Source organism: Streptomyces pseudovenezuelae (assembly GCF_029892565.1).
GTDB lineage: Bacteria > Actinomycetota > Actinomycetes > Streptomycetales > Streptomycetaceae > Streptomyces > Streptomyces pseudovenezuelae_A.
In genome coordinates this window covers 651,858-666,479 of sequence record NZ_JARXVH010000003.1, presented here as the reverse complement: position 1 = coordinate 666,479, position 14,622 = coordinate 651,858, and the positions used below count along the sequence as shown (strand labels likewise).

14 protein-coding genes are annotated in these 14,622 nt (G+C 72.1%); 9 read left to right on the top strand and 5 right to left on the bottom strand.

Annotated features, from left to right (window positions below; translation table 11 throughout):
• The first annotated feature begins 55 nt into the window (after positions 1-55).
• The 3 genes from M2283_RS12010 (at position 56) to M2283_RS12000 (ending at position 4,437) form a co-directional block, all read left to right on the top strand.
• On the top strand, positions 56-1,519 hold the full coding sequence (locus tag M2283_RS12010; RefSeq protein ID WP_280876120.1) for an aminopeptidase P family protein: 1,464 nt from the start codon (positions 56-58) through the stop codon (positions 1,517-1,519).
• Between the two features lie 122 nt (positions 1,520-1,641).
• On the top strand, positions 1,642-3,015 hold the full coding sequence (locus tag M2283_RS12005; RefSeq protein WP_280876119.1) for a PLP-dependent aminotransferase family protein: 1,374 nt from the start codon (positions 1,642-1,644) through the stop codon (positions 3,013-3,015).
• Positions 3,016-3,165: 150 nt separating this feature from the next.
• Complete coding sequence (locus tag M2283_RS12000; protein ID WP_280876118.1) at positions 3,166-4,437, top strand: MFS transporter; 1,272 nt, start codon at positions 3,166-3,168, stop codon at positions 4,435-4,437.
• Here M2283_RS12000 and M2283_RS11995 read toward each other — a convergent pair.
• The 5 genes from M2283_RS11995 to M2283_RS11975 form a co-directional block, all read right to left on the bottom strand.
• Complete coding sequence (locus tag M2283_RS11995) at positions 4,412-5,245, bottom strand: triphosphoribosyl-dephospho-CoA synthase (RefSeq protein ID WP_280876117.1); 834 nt, start codon at positions 5,243-5,245, stop codon at positions 4,412-4,414. The two genes, M2283_RS12000 and M2283_RS11995, sit on opposite strands and share 26 nt — an antisense overlap.
• A gap of 131 nt (positions 5,246-5,376) precedes the next feature.
• Positions 5,377-6,300, bottom strand: a complete 924-nt coding sequence (gene sigJ / locus M2283_RS11990) for an RNA polymerase sigma factor SigJ (protein WP_280876116.1) — start codon at positions 6,298-6,300, stop codon at positions 5,377-5,379.
• 7 nt (positions 6,301-6,307) lie between these two features.
• On the bottom strand, positions 6,308-7,099 hold the full coding sequence (locus M2283_RS11985) for an SDR family oxidoreductase (RefSeq protein WP_280876115.1): 792 nt from the start codon (positions 7,097-7,099) through the stop codon (positions 6,308-6,310).
• On the bottom strand, positions 7,096-7,521 hold the full coding sequence (locus M2283_RS11980) for a hypothetical protein (protein ID WP_280876114.1): 426 nt from the start codon (positions 7,519-7,521) through the stop codon (positions 7,096-7,098). Before M2283_RS11980 ends, M2283_RS11985 begins: the two co-directional genes overlap by 4 nt.
• A gap of 64 nt (positions 7,522-7,585) precedes the next feature.
• Positions 7,586-8,035, bottom strand: a complete 450-nt coding sequence (locus M2283_RS11975; protein ID WP_280876113.1) for an ATP-binding protein — start codon at positions 8,033-8,035, stop codon at positions 7,586-7,588.
• Positions 8,036-8,258: 223 nt separating this feature from the next.
• Here M2283_RS11975 and M2283_RS11970 point away from each other — a divergent pair, with 223 nt between their 5' ends.
• From M2283_RS11970 to efeB, 6 genes are all read left to right on the top strand, one after another.
• Entirely contained in the window at positions 8,259-9,146 is an 888-nt protein-coding gene (locus M2283_RS11970; protein WP_280876112.1) for a hypothetical protein, read from the top strand.
• A gap of 186 nt (positions 9,147-9,332) precedes the next feature.
• Positions 9,333-10,076, top strand: coding sequence for a YcnI family copper-binding membrane protein (locus tag M2283_RS11965; protein WP_280876111.1), 744 nt, complete (start codon positions 9,333-9,335; stop codon positions 10,074-10,076).
• A gap of 79 nt (positions 10,077-10,155) precedes the next feature.
• The gene (locus tag M2283_RS11960; RefSeq protein ID WP_280876110.1) at positions 10,156-10,809 is read left to right on the top strand and encodes an SCO family protein; all 654 of its coding nucleotides are present in this window, start codon (positions 10,156-10,158) and stop codon (positions 10,807-10,809) included.
• Positions 10,806-11,276 carry a copper chaperone PCu(A)C gene (locus M2283_RS11955; RefSeq protein WP_280876109.1) on the top strand — a complete coding sequence of 157 codons (471 nt, stop codon included), beginning with the start codon at positions 10,806-10,808 and terminating at the stop codon, positions 11,274-11,276. Before M2283_RS11960 ends, M2283_RS11955 begins: the two co-directional genes overlap by 4 nt.
• Positions 11,277-11,289: 13 nt before the next feature.
• Positions 11,290-13,284, top strand: a complete 1,995-nt coding sequence (locus M2283_RS11950; RefSeq protein ID WP_280876108.1) for a copper resistance CopC/CopD family protein — start codon at positions 11,290-11,292, stop codon at positions 13,282-13,284.
• An 8-nt stretch (positions 13,285-13,292) separates the two neighbouring features.
• Positions 13,293-14,621 (top strand): iron uptake transporter deferrochelatase/peroxidase subunit, encoded by a 1,329-nt coding sequence (efeB, locus tag M2283_RS11945; protein ID WP_280876107.1) that lies wholly within the window; start codon positions 13,293-13,295, stop codon positions 14,619-14,621.
• The last annotated feature ends 1 nt before the right edge of the window (position 14,622 follow it).

Here is a 14,622-nt window from a genome sequence, read left to right as displayed (position 1 = left end):
GGCCCCCTTCCGTACGACCGTACGATGGACGGGGTCCAGTGCCGTATCAAGGAGGATGACCGTGGCGGAGGAGCTCCCGGAGACCCCGGAGACCGCTGAAGAAGAGCCGATCAAGCAGCGCAAGAACGGCCTGTACCCGGGTGTGTCCGACGAGCTGGCCGAGAGCATGAAGTCCGGTTGGGCCGACACCGAGCTGCGCGATCTGGAGCCGATCGCCCAGGCCGCCGAGACCGCCGCCCGCCGGGCCGCGCTCTCCGCGCGCTTCCCCGGCGACCGTCTGGTGATCCCGGCCGGCAATCTCAAGACCCGCTCGAACGACACGGACTACCCCTTCCGGGCGTCGGTGGAGTACGCGTACCTCACCGGCAACCAGACCGAGGACGGCGTCCTGGTCCTGGAGCCCACGGCCGGGGGCCACGAGGCGACGATCTACCTGCTGCCGCGCTCCGACCGGGACAACGGCGAGTTCTGGCTCTCCGGCCAGGGCGAGCTGTGGGTCGGCCGCCGGCACTCGCTCACCGAGGCCGCGACGCTGTACGGCATCCCCGCCTCCGACGTGCGCGAGCTGACGGACGCGCTGCGCGAGGCGACCGGCCCGGTCCGCGTCGTGCGCGGCTACGACGCCGGCATCGAGGCGGCCCTGACCGACAAGGTCACCGCCGAGCGCGACGACGAACTGCGGGTCTTCCTCTCCGAGGCGCGGCTGGTCAAGGACGAGTTCGAGATCGGCGAGCTGCAGAAGGCCGTCGACTCGACGGTCCGCGGCTTCGAGGACGTGGTGAAGGTCCTCGACAAGGCCGAGGCGACCAGCGAGCGGTACATCGAGGGCACGTTCTTCCTCCGCGCGCGCGTGGAGGGCAACGACGTCGGCTACGGCACCATCGCCGCCGCCGGCCCGCACGCCTGCACGCTGCACTGGGTGCGCAACGACGGCCCGGTGCGCTCGGGCGACCTGCTGCTCCTGGACGCGGGCGTCGAGACGCACACGTACTACACCGCCGACGTCACGCGCACGCTGCCGATCAACGGCCGCTTCAGCGAGGTCCAGAAGCGGGTCTACGACGCCGTGTACGAGGCCCAGGAGGCCGGGATCGCGGCGGTGCAGCCGGGCGCCAAGTACCGGGACTTCCACGACGCGGCGCAGCGCGTGCTGGCCGCGAAGCTCGTCGAGTGGGGCCTGGTCGAGGGGCCCGTGGAGCGGGTGCTGGAGCTGGGCCTCCAGCGGCGCTGGACGCTGCACGGCACGGGTCACATGCTGGGCATGGACGTCCACGACTGCGCCGCCGCGCGCGTGGAGTCGTACGTCGACGGGACGCTGGAGCCGGGCGTGGTGCTGACCGTCGAGCCGGGGCTGTACTTCCAGGCCGACGACCTGACCGTGCCGCAGGAGTACCGGGGGATCGGCGTCCGGATCGAGGACGACATCCTGGTGACGGAGAACGGCAACAGGAATCTGTCGGACGGGCTGCCCAGGCGGTCCGCCGAGGTCGAGGCGTGGATGGCCTCGCTCAAGGGCTGACACACGAAGGATGGCCGGGTACCAGTGCGGTGCCCGGCCATTCATGTGCCGTGATGCGTATGCCCGATGCGCATGCCTCGACGCATGCGCCGTGATTCACGTACCTGAGGGGGAAGGTTTTCGTGGGGGACTTCTGGTCCGGTGTCGGTGTCGATCTGCATCTGGAGCCGGAGGCCGGTGACGGGCGGCGGGTCGGTCTTGAGCGGGCGCTGCGGGATGCCGTGCGGGACGGGCGGTTGGCGCCCGGGACCCGGTTGCCGGCGACCAGACGGCTCGCCGGTGAGCTCGGCATCTCGCGGGGCACCGCCAAGGCCGCCTACGACCAGCTGGTCGCCGAGGGCTATCTGACCGCGCGGCAGGGCTCGGGGACGCAGGTCGCGCAGCTGCCCTCGACCGACACCGAGGCCCCGGACGCGGCGGCACACGCGCGTGCGCCCCGATTCGATCTGCGGCCCGGGAGTCCGGACGTGGGGGCGTTCCCGGCGGCGGCCTGGTTGCGGGCGCTGCGCCGGGCCATCGCGACGGCTCCCCTCCTGGCGTACGACTACGGGGATCCGCGCGGGCGGATAGAGCTGCGGACGGCGCTGTCGGGATACCTGGGGCGGGCGCGGGGCGTGATCGCGCCGCCCGAGCGGATCGTCATCACCTCCGGCTATGTGCAGGGACTGGCCCTCCTCACACGCGTGTTGGACGGCGCCGACATCTCCATGGAGGACCCGGGGCTGCCCTTCCACCGCGAGGTGGTCCGGCGCAACGGGGGCAGCGTGGTGCCCGTCGGGGTCGACGAACGGGGCGTGTGCCCCGAGCAGTTGGGGGAGGCCGCCGCGGTCGTCGTCACGCCGGCGCACCAGTACCCGACCGGCGTGACGCTGCATCCCACGCGGCGGCGGGCGCTCACCGACTGGGCACGCGCGCGTGGGGCACTGATCATCGAGGACGACTACGACGGGGAGTTCCGCTACGACCGGCAGCCCGTCGGCGCGCTCCAGGGCATGGCCCCCGGACAGGTCATCTACCTGGGCACCGCCTCCAAGACCCTCGGGCCCGCGCTGCGGCTCGGCTGGATGGTGCTGCCGCCGCACCTCGTCGACGCGGTCGCCGACGCCAAGCTGCACAGCGACCACCACACCGAGACCATCGGCCAGTTGGCGCTCGCCGAACTGATCGAGAGCCACGCGTACGACCGTCACGTGCGCGCGTGCCGGCTCCGCTACCGGCGCCGCCGCGACCAACTCCTGGACCGGCTCGGCAACCGGCGCGGGGTGCGCGGGATCGCGGCCGGGCTGCACGCGCTCGTGGAGGTCGGCGACGAGGCGGAGGTGCTGGCGCGGGCCGAGGCGGAGGGCCTCGCGGTGGGACGGCTCGGAGACCACTGGCACGCACCCGGGGAAGGCCGCCCGCAGGGGCTCGTCGTGGGGTATGGGACACCTCGGGAGCGGGTGTATCCGGAGGCGTTGGCGGTGTTGGGGAAGGTGCTGGGGGACGGGGACAGCTGAGGTGCGGGGCCAGGGGAGAGGGAGCCCGGCCGCAGGGGGGCGGGCCCCCAGGAGCCCGGCCGCGAGAGACCGGTCGCCGGTGATTGGGCCAATGAAATGGCTGCCTATTGGGCCTGCTCAGCGACCCAATAGCACCCTACCGTCGTACTCATGACCCCTCGCCGCACCCTTCGCCGCAGCTCCCACCTCGTCCCTCCCCCCGGCCCCCAACGGACCCTGGCGCTCGCCCAGTTGACCAACTCCGTCGGTGACGGCGCCTACTACGTGACCTCGGCGCTCTACTTCACCCACGTCGTCGGGCTCGCCCCCGCGCGCGTGGGGCTCGGGCTGACCGTCGCCTGGGCCGTCGGTTCGCTGGCCGGGGTGCCGCTGGGCCGGCTCGCCGACCGGCGCGGGCCGCGCGGCACGGCGGTGCTGCTGGCCCTTGCGACCGGCCTGGCGGTGGCGTCCTTCCTGGTCGTACGGGACTTCGTGCCGTTCGTGGCGGCCGCGTGCGCCTACGCGACGTCGCAGTCGGGGCTGGCCGCGGCCCGGCAGGCGCTGCTGGCGGGGCTGGTGTCCGCCAAGGAGCGGACCGGGCTGCTCGCGCATCTGCAGTCGACGCTCAACGCCGGGCTCGCCGTTGGGGCGGGACTTGGCGGACTGGCATTGCAGGCGGGGACCCGGTCCGCGTATCTCGGGGTGTTCGCGTTGGACGCGGTGAGCTTCCTGCTGTGCGCCGGGGTGCTGCTGCGGCTGCCGTCGGTGGCACCCGTCGCCGTACGCGGGCGGAAGTCGCTCGGCGTCCTGCGGGACCGCCCGTACGCCCTGCTCACTCTCCTCAACACCGTTCTGCTGCTGCGGATGCCGCTGCTGAGCCTGGGTCTGCCGTTGTGGATCGCCGAGCGGACCGAGGCGCCGACCTGGCTGGTCTCCGCGCTGTTCGTGCTCAACACCGGGGTGGTGATGCTGTTCCAGGTGCGCACCGCGCGCGGGATCACCGGACTCGCGTCGGCCACGCGCGCGGTGCGGCGGTCGGGGTGGGTCATGCTCGCGGCGTGCGCGGTGTTCGCGCTGTCGGCCGGGGTGTCGCCGTGGGTGGCGGTGGGCGTGCTGGTGGTCGGGGCGGTGCTCCAAGTGGTCGCCGAGATGGGGCAGTCGGCCGGGTCCTGGCAGCTGTCCTTCGATCTGGCACCGGCCGACCGGGTCGGCGAGTACCAGGGGTTCTTCGGGACCGGCGTGACGGTGGCCCGGACGATGGGGCCGCTGGTGCTGACCTCGCTGCTGGTGGGGTGGGGGACGCCCGGGTGGCTGCTGCTGGGCGGGGCGACCGTGGTGGCGTCGTACGCGATGGGGCCGGCGACCCGGCGGGCCGGGCTCCGCCCCGCGGACGACGACGGCGCCGACCCTGAGCCGGTCAGGCGGCCGGTGCTCGCGAGCTGACCGGCAGGGCGTCCAGGAACAGCGCCCCGGCCAGCAGACCGGCACTCCCCCGCGGGCTCCACGCGCGTGCGTGCAGATCGGCGTCGAGGCTCGCGAGGGCTTCGGCGCCCGCCGTCGTCGACGTACCGCCCGCTTCCAGCACTCCGCGGGCGCCCGCCTGTACATGCCGTAGGCCCAACGGGCCCGCCGCGTACAGCAGTTCCGTGTCCTGGAGGGTGGACATCACGGTGAACAGGGCGTCCAGGCGGGCCTCGGCCTCCGTGGCGCCGGCCGCGCGTGCCTTCGCGAGGGCGTCCAACGCCCGGCGTACGTGCGGGAATCCGGCGCGGGCCTCGCCCCGGGCGCCCGCGGCGCCGTACTTCACGGAGATCGACGAGCCGCGCGAGGGCCGGCGCGGGGCGCCCTTGTCGTTGTAGGAGGCGATCCTCTTGGCCGTCACGGCCGCCTCGCGCCCACCTGCGCCGGGGGTGAGCGCGGCGGCCGCTACGAGGAAGCCGAGCGCCCACAGGGCGCCCTTGTGGCCGCCGCCCGCGAGGCGCACCGAGTGCTCGGTGGATCTGCCGATCGCGCCCAGTTCGGCCCGTAACGCGGGGGTGGGCTCGCCGATGCGGCGGGCGGCGGCGGCCATCGCCGCGAGGCCGGGCGCGAGCGCCTTGGCCGACCAGCGCAGGGACCCGTGGTCCCGGCACAGGGCCCGGGCGCCCAGGTCGCGCGGGTCGGGCAGGCCGGGCTTGGGAGCCAGGGCCAACTGCCCGGTCAGCGCGGTCACGGCGACCTGCGCCAGCGTCTCGTCCTCACGACTGCTCATGGATGCCTCCTCTGCCTCCCGTCATCAGCGGGAAGGTAAGTACCCCTGCCGTCAAGGATGTTGGGCCGACATAAGAGCAACCTGTGAGCGCCCGAGGAAGCCGAGGGCGGGGACGCCGGTGGCGCACGCCGTCAGGCGGTCCACGCGTGGAGCTTGTCCGGGTTGACGATCAGCCAGAGGTCGGTGATCAGTCCGTCGTGGACGTCCGCGGCGAGGACGGCGAAGGTGGTGCCGGCGATGCGGACCACCACGCCGGGCGTGCCGTTGACGTCCTCCTCGACGAGTTCCAACTCCGGTTCCCTGCACATGAGTCCGAGGAAGAGCCGGGCCACCTTGTCGCGGCCGACGACCGGGCGCAGGGCCGCCCGCACCTTGCCACCGCCGTCGCTGCGCGACTCGACGTCCGGGTCGAGCAGGGCGACGAGCGCGTCGAGGTCGCCGGTCTCGCACGCCGCGCGGAACGCGGAGACGACCTGCCGGTGCTCCTGCGCCGTACTGCCGCCGGGCCGTTGGTCGGCAAGGCGCCTGCGCGCGGAGGCGGCGAGCTGGCGGCAGGCCGCGGAGCTGCGGCCCACCGTCTCGGCGACCTCCGCGAACGGGATGCCGAAGACGTCGTGCAGGACGAAGGCGACGCGTTCCGCGGGCGTGATCGAGTCCAGCACCACGAGCATCCCCATGCTGACCGACTCGTCGAGGGTGATCCGGTCGGCGGGATCGTCCCGGGCCGCGTCCTCGCCGGTGCTGGTCCACGTGGCGCTGTGCCGGACGGGCTCGGGCAGCCACTCACCGGTGTAGCGCTCCCGGCGGACCCGCGCCGAGGCGAGCTGGTCGAGGCAGATCCGCGAGGCGACCCGGGTCAGCCACGCCAGCGGTACGTCGATCTCCCGCTGCCGCTCCTCGGGCAGGGCGTACCAGCGGGCGTACGTCTCCTGGACGACGTCCTCGGCGTCCTGCACGGAACCGAGCATCCGGTAGCCGAGGTTGAGCAGCCGGCGCCGCTCGGTCCTGAGCGAGCCGAGGGTGGGGTCCTGATCGGGTCCGGTCGGCGGGGGCACGGCGCTGTCAACCTCCTTGTACGACGGTGTCGGCGAGCCAGGTGTCGAAGGTCTGACTGCCTCGCGTGCCCGGTCCGGTGGGCAGTTGGCCGTCGCCGGTCATGGCAGCGCCCGTGGCGCCGGGCAGCTTGACGGGCAGGACCAGGCGGCGCTGATTCCGGGCCCGCAGCAGCCGGCGGACCATGTCGACGAGCTGCTCGACCCGCGGTCCGGCGAGTTCGGGGGCCATGCCCTGGGCCGGGGCCAGGGCGAGCTGCACGAGGTGCTGGGCGACCTCGCGGGCCGCGACCGGCTGGGTCCGCATCCGGGGCACCACCGCGAGCGGTTTCGGGATCCGGTCGAGGGTCTGCTCCGCGAACTCGTGGAACTGCGTGGCGCGCAGCACCGTCCACGGGGTCGGGCCGCTCCGCACGAGCTCCTCCTGGCGGAGTTTGCCCTGGTAGTAGCCGAGGCCGACCCGGTCGATGCCGACGATCGACAGCGCGACGTGGTGCCGTACCCCGGCCCGCTCTTCGGCGTCCAGGAGGTTGCGGCTCGCGCTCTCGAAGAACGCGACGGCCTTCTTGGCGCTCGTGGTCGTCACATTGCTCACGTCGACGACCGCGTCCACACCCGCCAGGGCCGCGTCGAGCCCCGTGCCCGCGACGAGGTCCACCCCTCGCGACCGGGACAGCACCACCGGCTCCTGGCCCGCCGCGGTCAGCTCCTCGACCACGAACCGTCCGACCAGCCCGGTCCCGCCTGCCACCGCGATCCGCATGCCGGGCCCTTCCTTCGCGCTCATGCTCTCGTACGTCATCGGGTGCCGTCCCCTCGAACGGACCGGACCGGCAGCAGCAGGACGACGGCCAGCAGCACCAGCGCGGCCAGGAAGACCACGTTGAGCACCTGGTCACGCGTTCCGTACATGTCGAGATGCTGCACGTGATAGCTGAAGTGCAGCACGTTGAAGACCAGCCACACCGCGCCCGTCGTCTGCACCAGCCGGTTGTTGCGCACGGACCGCAGGGCGATGAGCGTCAGGGCGCCCATGGCCAGGAACATGGCGCCGGCGTCCTTCGCGAGGTGTTCGTTGTAGGGGCCCAGCTGAGGCAGCCAGCTCAGTCCGAGGCCGGGGAAATTCGCATACCACCCCGTTGGGGAGAAATATGCCCAGAAGCCTGTGTACAGGGCAACCACGGCCAACAGGCCGAGAGCCGCGTACCGGATTTTCGTGTTCATGCCCCAGTGACGAGACAGCGCCCGAAGAAGTGAGGTGGATCCACACCGGGATCTACACCTGGACCTACACCGCCATCAGCGGCGCGTCCTCCTGCCACTTCAGGATCTTGTCGAAGCTGACCACCGTGCCCGCGCGGCCCGGCTTGTTGCCGATGTGGACGTGGTCGGCGAGTTCCTGGATCAGGGTCAGGCCACGGCCGTGCTCGGCGTCCGTGCGGGCGGGGCGGGCCGGGACGGACGGGGCGGTGATGCCGGGGCCCGAATCGGTCACCTCGATACGACACTTGACGCCGTCCAGGTAGGCGGTGACCCGGTACGCCTCCGAGGAACCGCCGGACGTGGCGGAACCGCCGTGCTCGACGGCGTTCGCGCAGGCCTCACTGAGGGCGACCGAGAGGTCGTAGGAGATGTCGGGGTCGACGCCCGCGGTCTCCATGGTGCCGAGCAGCAGGCGCCGGGCGAGCGGCACGCTCGCAGCCTCGCGGCGCAGATGGAGTGACCACCAGATGCTCATGCTCCTGCCTCCTGGCCGCGGCTCGACATACCGTTACCTATTGCCGCCAGTGCCCCGGTATAAGCGTGGAGTTGACGTGATACCGCCCATACGGTCGATGCGTGTCAGGCGGAATCGGTGTATGTGGGGGCGGCCCGGGCCAGAGAGTGATCTTCCGGTTGTTATGTCATCTTGCGGACCTGCCGTATGGGACCGATAAGCCCAGTGCGATGATGAGCCCGCCATGACTGCCCCCCACGAGCGTACGGCGCGTTCCGGAAGAGACCTCCGGATCCTGCGGGCCACGGTGTTCGCCGCGGTCTGCGTCGTGCTGGCCGGGGCAGGTCACGCGTTCGCCTCCTGCGCCACGGTTCCGCCGTGGACGCTCGTCGCGGGCTTCCTGGGCGTCGTCCTGGTCGCGGCACCGCTCGCCGGACGCGAGCGCTCGCTGCCCGGGATCGCGACCCTCCTCGCCCTCGGCCAGACCGTGCTGCACACGCTGTTCGGACTCGGACAGCACGGCATGGCGGGTATGGCGGGCGGCTCGATGTCGACGGGCACGGCGTCGGGTTCGGCGTCCTCGATGGCCTCGATGTCGACGACGGACCTGTCCCTCGTGGAGCGGGCGGCACGGATCGTCTGCGGCACCACCGCGGCGGCCATCAGCCCCAACCAGGCCCGACAGATCCTCTCCGACGCCCGGCTCACCCCGGACCGGACGACCGGCATGCCGGGCATGGACATGGGCTCCATGCACCACCCCGCGGACGCGCTGTCCAGCGCCGGCTCGGCCGCCTCGCTGCTGCCGTCCCTGCCGATGCTGCTCGCCCACGTCCTCGCGGGGATCGCCGCCGGCTGGCTGCTGCGCCGCGGAGACCTGGCCGTGCGACGGCTCGTCGAACTGTCCGCCCTCTCCCTGACCGAGGGGGCGCTCGTACGGTCCCTGCGCGCGGCGCTCGCTCTGGTGCGCGCCCTGCGTGCCGGGCTCCCGACGGCGCCCGAGACGGTCCCAGGGCCGCCGCGCACCGCCCTGCTCGCGCCGCCCAAGCCCCGTACCACCGCGCTCCAGCACACGGTGATCAGGCGCGGCCCGCCGGCCGCCGCCGCACGCGCTCTCGCCCTCGCCGCCTGACGCGACGCGCCCGCCACTCCGTATCCAGCAGGACACGTCCGGCTGGATGCATCCCCTGGGACATCCACCACCGGGACCGGAGAGGGGCCGCCGTCGTGCGGCACACGCGTGCGTGCCCGTTCGGCACGCCCGCCCTCAGACCATCCGGATCACCGGAACCACACTCGAAGTGGAGTGCTCCCTGCCATGAAGGCTTCCCGTCTCGGCGCCACCGCCGCCGTCGCCGCCACTGCTGTCACCACCGTCGTTGTGCTGTCCTCGCCCGCGTTCGCGCACGTCAGCGTGCAGCCGGAGGGCGCCGCCGCCAAGGGCGGTTACGCGGTGGTGGACTTCAAGGTCCCCAACGAGCGCGACGACGCCTCGACCACCAAGCTGGAGGTCGCCTTCCCGACCGACCACCCGCTGGCCTCGGCGATGCCGGAGCCGATGGCCGGCTGGAAGATCCAGGTCACCAAGGCCAAGCTGGCCAAGCCGATCGAGATGCACGGCGAGAAGATCAGCGAGGCGGTCTCCAAGATCACCTGGACCGCCACGGGCAAGGGCGTCGAGCCCGGCTACTTCCAGAAGTTCCCGGTCTCCGTGGGCGCGCTGCCCGAGGACACCGACGAACTCGTCTTCAAGGCGATCCAGACGTACTCCGACAAGGAGGTCGTGCGCTGGATCGAGGTCCAGGAGGACGGCGCGGAGGAGCCCGAGAACCCGGCCCCGGTGCTCGCTCTCTCCGCCGCCTCCGAGGACCACCACGGCTCGACGACCGCCGAGGACGCCTCCGACGACTCCAAGGCGACCGAGAAGACGGCCGCCACCACCACGGCCTCCGCCGACAGCAGTGACACCACCGCGCGCGTGCTCGGCGTCGTGGGGATCGTGGTGGGCGCGCTGGGCGTGGCGTACGGCGTGCTGGCCGGCCGTCGGCGTACCAACGCCTGAGGCCCACTCCGGTCCGCGTGCACCGGGGTCCGCGCGACCCCGGTGCACAGCGGAGCTCTCACATCTGGGACATTTTTCTATGCGCAAGAAGACGTTCGCCGCGGCCGCGCTGCTCGCCGCCGCCACCCTGACCCTCTCCGCCTGCGGCAGCGGCGACAGCGACAACTCACCCGTCGCCGTGGTCTCCGAGGACACCTCGCAGAAGGCCGCGACCGTGCTCGACAAGCCGTTCGAGAAGCCGGACCTCGTCCTCACCGACACGCAGGGCGAGAAGTACGACCTCCGTAAGGAGACCGCGGGCCGGCCGACCCTGATCTACTTCGGCTACACCCACTGCCCCGACATCTGCCCGCTGACGATGAACAACCTCGCCGTCGCCAAGAAGCAGCTGTCCAAGGCGGAGCAGAACAGGCTGCGGATCGTGTTCGTCACCACCGACCCGGGCCGTGACACCCCGGCCGAACTCGGCAAGTGGCTCAAGGGCATCGACTCGCAGATCGTCGGCCTGACCGGCGACTTCGCCACCATCCAGGCCGGCGCCCGCACCATGGGCATCTCCATCGAGCCGACCCACAAGGACAAGAAGACCGGCAAGGTCGTCTCGGTGCACGGCACCCAGGTCATCGCCTTCTCGCCGAAGACCGACGGCGGTTACGTCCTGTACGGCGAGGACGCGACCGTGGACGACTACACCAAGGACCTCCCCAAACTGATCAAGGGGGAGAACCCGTGAGGCACCTCGTGCCGCCCGCCAGGCGTCTCGCGCTGCCCGCCGCGGTGATAGCGGGGGCGGTCGTCCTGACGGGGTGCGGCGGCTCCGGCGACGGCAGGGCCGAACTGTCCGTCAGCTCCTCGTACATGCCCCAGCCGATCTCGGACATGGCGGCCGGGTTCCTGACCATCGCCAACAAGGGCGGCGCGAAGGACGAGTTGACCTCGGTCAGCAGCTCCGCCGCGGGCAGCGTCTCCGTGCACGAGACGGTCGGGCAGTCGATGGAGGAGGTCAAGTCCCTCGATGTGCCCGCACACGGTCAACTCGTGTTCAAGAGCGGCGGTAACCACCTGATGTTCGAGAAGCTGAAGCGGAAGCCGAAGCAGGGCGAGAAAGTGACCGTCGAACTGCACTTCGCCAAATCCGACCCCATCACGGTCGAGATGCCGGTGAAGTCGGCCACGTACAACCCTGCGACCGGCCACTGAGGGAGGCACGACCGTGACACCGACCATCACCCCCCGCCGCACGCGCACGCTGGTGCTGCTGTTCCTGGCCGTCTTCGGCGCGCTGCTCGCCGGCGCCGGCCCGGCCTCCGCGCACGCCGCGCTGACCGGCAGCGACCCCTCTCAGGGGGTGGTGGTCGACAAGGCGCCCACCGAGGTCGCGCTCACCTTCTCCGAGAAGGTGGCCACCTCCAGCGACTCCCTGCGCGTCCTGGACCCCAAGGGCAAGCGCGTCGACACCGGCAAGCCGACCGAGACCAGCGGCACGACGTACGCCGTGCCGCTGCACAGCGGCCTGCCCGACGGCACCTACACGGTGTCCTGGCAGGTCGTCTCGGCCGACAGCCACCCCGTCGCCGGGGCCTTCACCTTCTCCATCGGCGCCCCCTCCACGACCACCGTCTCGGTCTCCGACGAGACCGTCGGCGGCGGAATCGTCGGCTGGCTGTACGGCTTCGGGCGGTACATGTCGTACGCCGGTTTCATCCTCATGGTCGGCGGGGGCGCCTTCGTGCTGGCCTGCTGGCAGCGTGGGGCCGGCGTACGGCCGGTGCAGCGGCTGGTGGTCTCCGGGTGGCTGACGATCACCGCGTCCACCCTTCTGCTGCTGCTCCTGCGCGGCTCCTACACCAGCTCCGGCAAGGTCGGCGCGATCTTCGACCTGAACCTGCTCGGGCAGGTGCTGCAGACCAAGACGGGCGCGGCCCTGATCTCCCGGCTGCTGCTGCTCGCCGCGGCGGCCCTCTTCATCGCGGTGCTCTTCGGGGCGTACGAGAAGCGGGAGGACGAGGAGAAGCGGGACCTGACCTTCGGGCTCGCGATCGGCGGGTCCGTGGTGGCCGCCGGGCTCGCGGCGAGCTGGGCGATGGCCGAGCACGCCTCGACCGGGCTCCAGCCGGGCATCGCGATGCCGGTCGACGTCCTCCACCTGCTGGCCGTCGCCACCTGGCTGGGCGGGCTGTGCGCACTGCTCGTCGCGCTGTACCGGTCCCAGACCCCGCTCGAGGTCTCGGCCGTACGCCGTTTCTCCCAGGTCGCCTTCGGCAGCGTCGTCGCGGTCGTCGCGACCGGCGTCTACCAGTCCTGGCGCCAGCTCGGCTCCTGGGCGGCCTTCACCGACACGGGGTACGGGCAGCTGCTGCTGGTCAAGATCGGGCTCGTGGCGGTGCTGGTCGGCATCGCGTTCATCTCGCGGCGGTGGACCGGGCAGTTGGCGGGGACGGCCGTCACCGATACGGACACGAACACGGATGCGGATACGGCTGAGGAGGGCGTCCTCGGCGAGAAGGAGCCCGCCGCCGCACGGGCCGGTGCCCCCTCCGCCAAGGCGACCGCGACGGCCGGCAAGGGCGCCAAGGGCGCGGATTCCGGCTCCGGCGGTGCCAAGGCCGCCGCCGGCTCCAAGCGCGCCGCTCAACTCGCCCGGCAGAAGGCCGCCGTCGCCACCGCGCGGCAGAAGCGGCAGCGGGACGCCGATCCGCGCCGCTTCGGGCTGCGCCGGTCCGTGCTCGCCGAGGCCGGTGTGGCCGTCGTCCTGCTCGCCGTCACCACGGTGTTGACGCAGACCGAGCCCGGGCGCACCGAGGAGGACGCCAAGGCGGCCAACGCCGCGTCCTCGTCCTCTTCCTCCGCGTCGGACTCCTCGTCCGGGGCGCTGACCCTGACCATGTCGTTCGACACCGGCGGCACGGACGGCAAGGGTGTCGCGTCGGTCGACTTCGACCCCGCGCGCGTGGGCGGCAACGAGATGCACGTCTACGTCACCCGACCCAACGGCCGTGCCTTCGACATCCCCGAGGTAAAGGTCGCCTTCACCCTGGAGGCGAAGAAGATCGGGCCGCTGCCTGTCGTCCCCGACCACGTCGCCACCGGACACTGGGCGGCGAGCGGGGTGCAGATCCCCATGGCCGGCGACTGGAAGGTCGCCGTGACCGTGCGCACCTCCGACATCGACCAGGTGACCGTCTCCAAGAACGCTCAGATCGGCTGAACCGCACCATGACCGACCAGTCCATCCCCGAGGCCCGTGTCTCCGAGGCCACCCCCGAGGAGGCCGATTCCGAAAACGTCGTCCTCAAGGAGGGCGACTCCGAAAACGCCACCCCCAGGGCGGGCGTTTCGCGACGCGCCCTGCTCGGCACCGCCGGCGCGACCGGGCTCGTGCTCGGCGCGGCCGGGGCGGGCGTGGGCTATGCCGCCGCGCCCGCCGGGGCGACGCCGCTCACCTCGCTCGGCACGGACCGCGCGATGTTTCACGGGAAACATCAGCCCGGCATCACCGAGGTCCTCCAGGCGCGCGGCCACCTCGTCGCCTTCGACCTGGCGGCGGGCGCGGGCCGCAAGGAGGCCGCCGCGCTGCTGCGCCGCTGGTCGGCGACGGCCGAGCGGCTCATGGCGGGCGAGGCGGCGGGGCACGACGACACGGACGTGGCCCGGGACGCCGGTCCGTCCTCGCTGACGCTGACCTTCGGCTTCGGCCGCAGCTTCTTCGCCCGCACCGGTCTGGAGAAGCAGCGCCCGGTCTCCTTGGACCCGCTGCCCGACTTCTCCTCCGACCACCTCGACAAGGCGCGCAGCGACGGCGACCTGTGGGTGCAGATCGGCGCCGACGACGCCCTGGTCGCCTTCCACGCCCTGCGCGCGATCCAGAAGGACGCGGGCAGCGCCGCCCGCGTCCGCTGGCAGATGAACGGCTTCAACCGCACCCCGGGTGCCACGGCCCACCGCTTGACGGCCCGCAACCTCATGGGCCAGCTCGACGGCACCCGCAATCCCAAGCCGACCGAGTCCGACTTCGACCAGCGGATCTTCGTGCCCGCGTCCGGCGCGAAGGACCCGTCCTGGATGGCGAACGGCTCCTACGCCGTCGTACGCCGGATCCGCATGCTCCTCGACGACTGGGAGAAGCTCTCGCTCACCGCCCAGGAGAACGTCGTCGGGCGCCGCAAGTCCGACGGCGCGGCGCTGACCGGGGGCACCGAGACGACCGCGATGGACCTGGAGAAGACCGACGCCAACGGCGAGTTGGTCGTCCCCGTCAACGCGCACGCCCGGATCACCCGGCCCGACCAGAACGGCGGGTCGGCGATCCTGCGGCGCCCGTTCTCGTACCACGACGGCTTCGAGGCGGACGGCGCTCCGGACGCCGGGCTGCTCTTCGTGTGCTGGCAGGCCGATCCGCTGCGCGGCTTCGTGCCGCTGCAACGCAAGCTCGACCGCGGCGACGCCCTCTCGAAGTACATCCGCCACGAGGCCAGCGGGCTCTTCGCGGTGCCGGGCGGGGCGGCGGCGGGAGAGTACGTGGGGCAACGGCTGCTGGAGAGCTGAG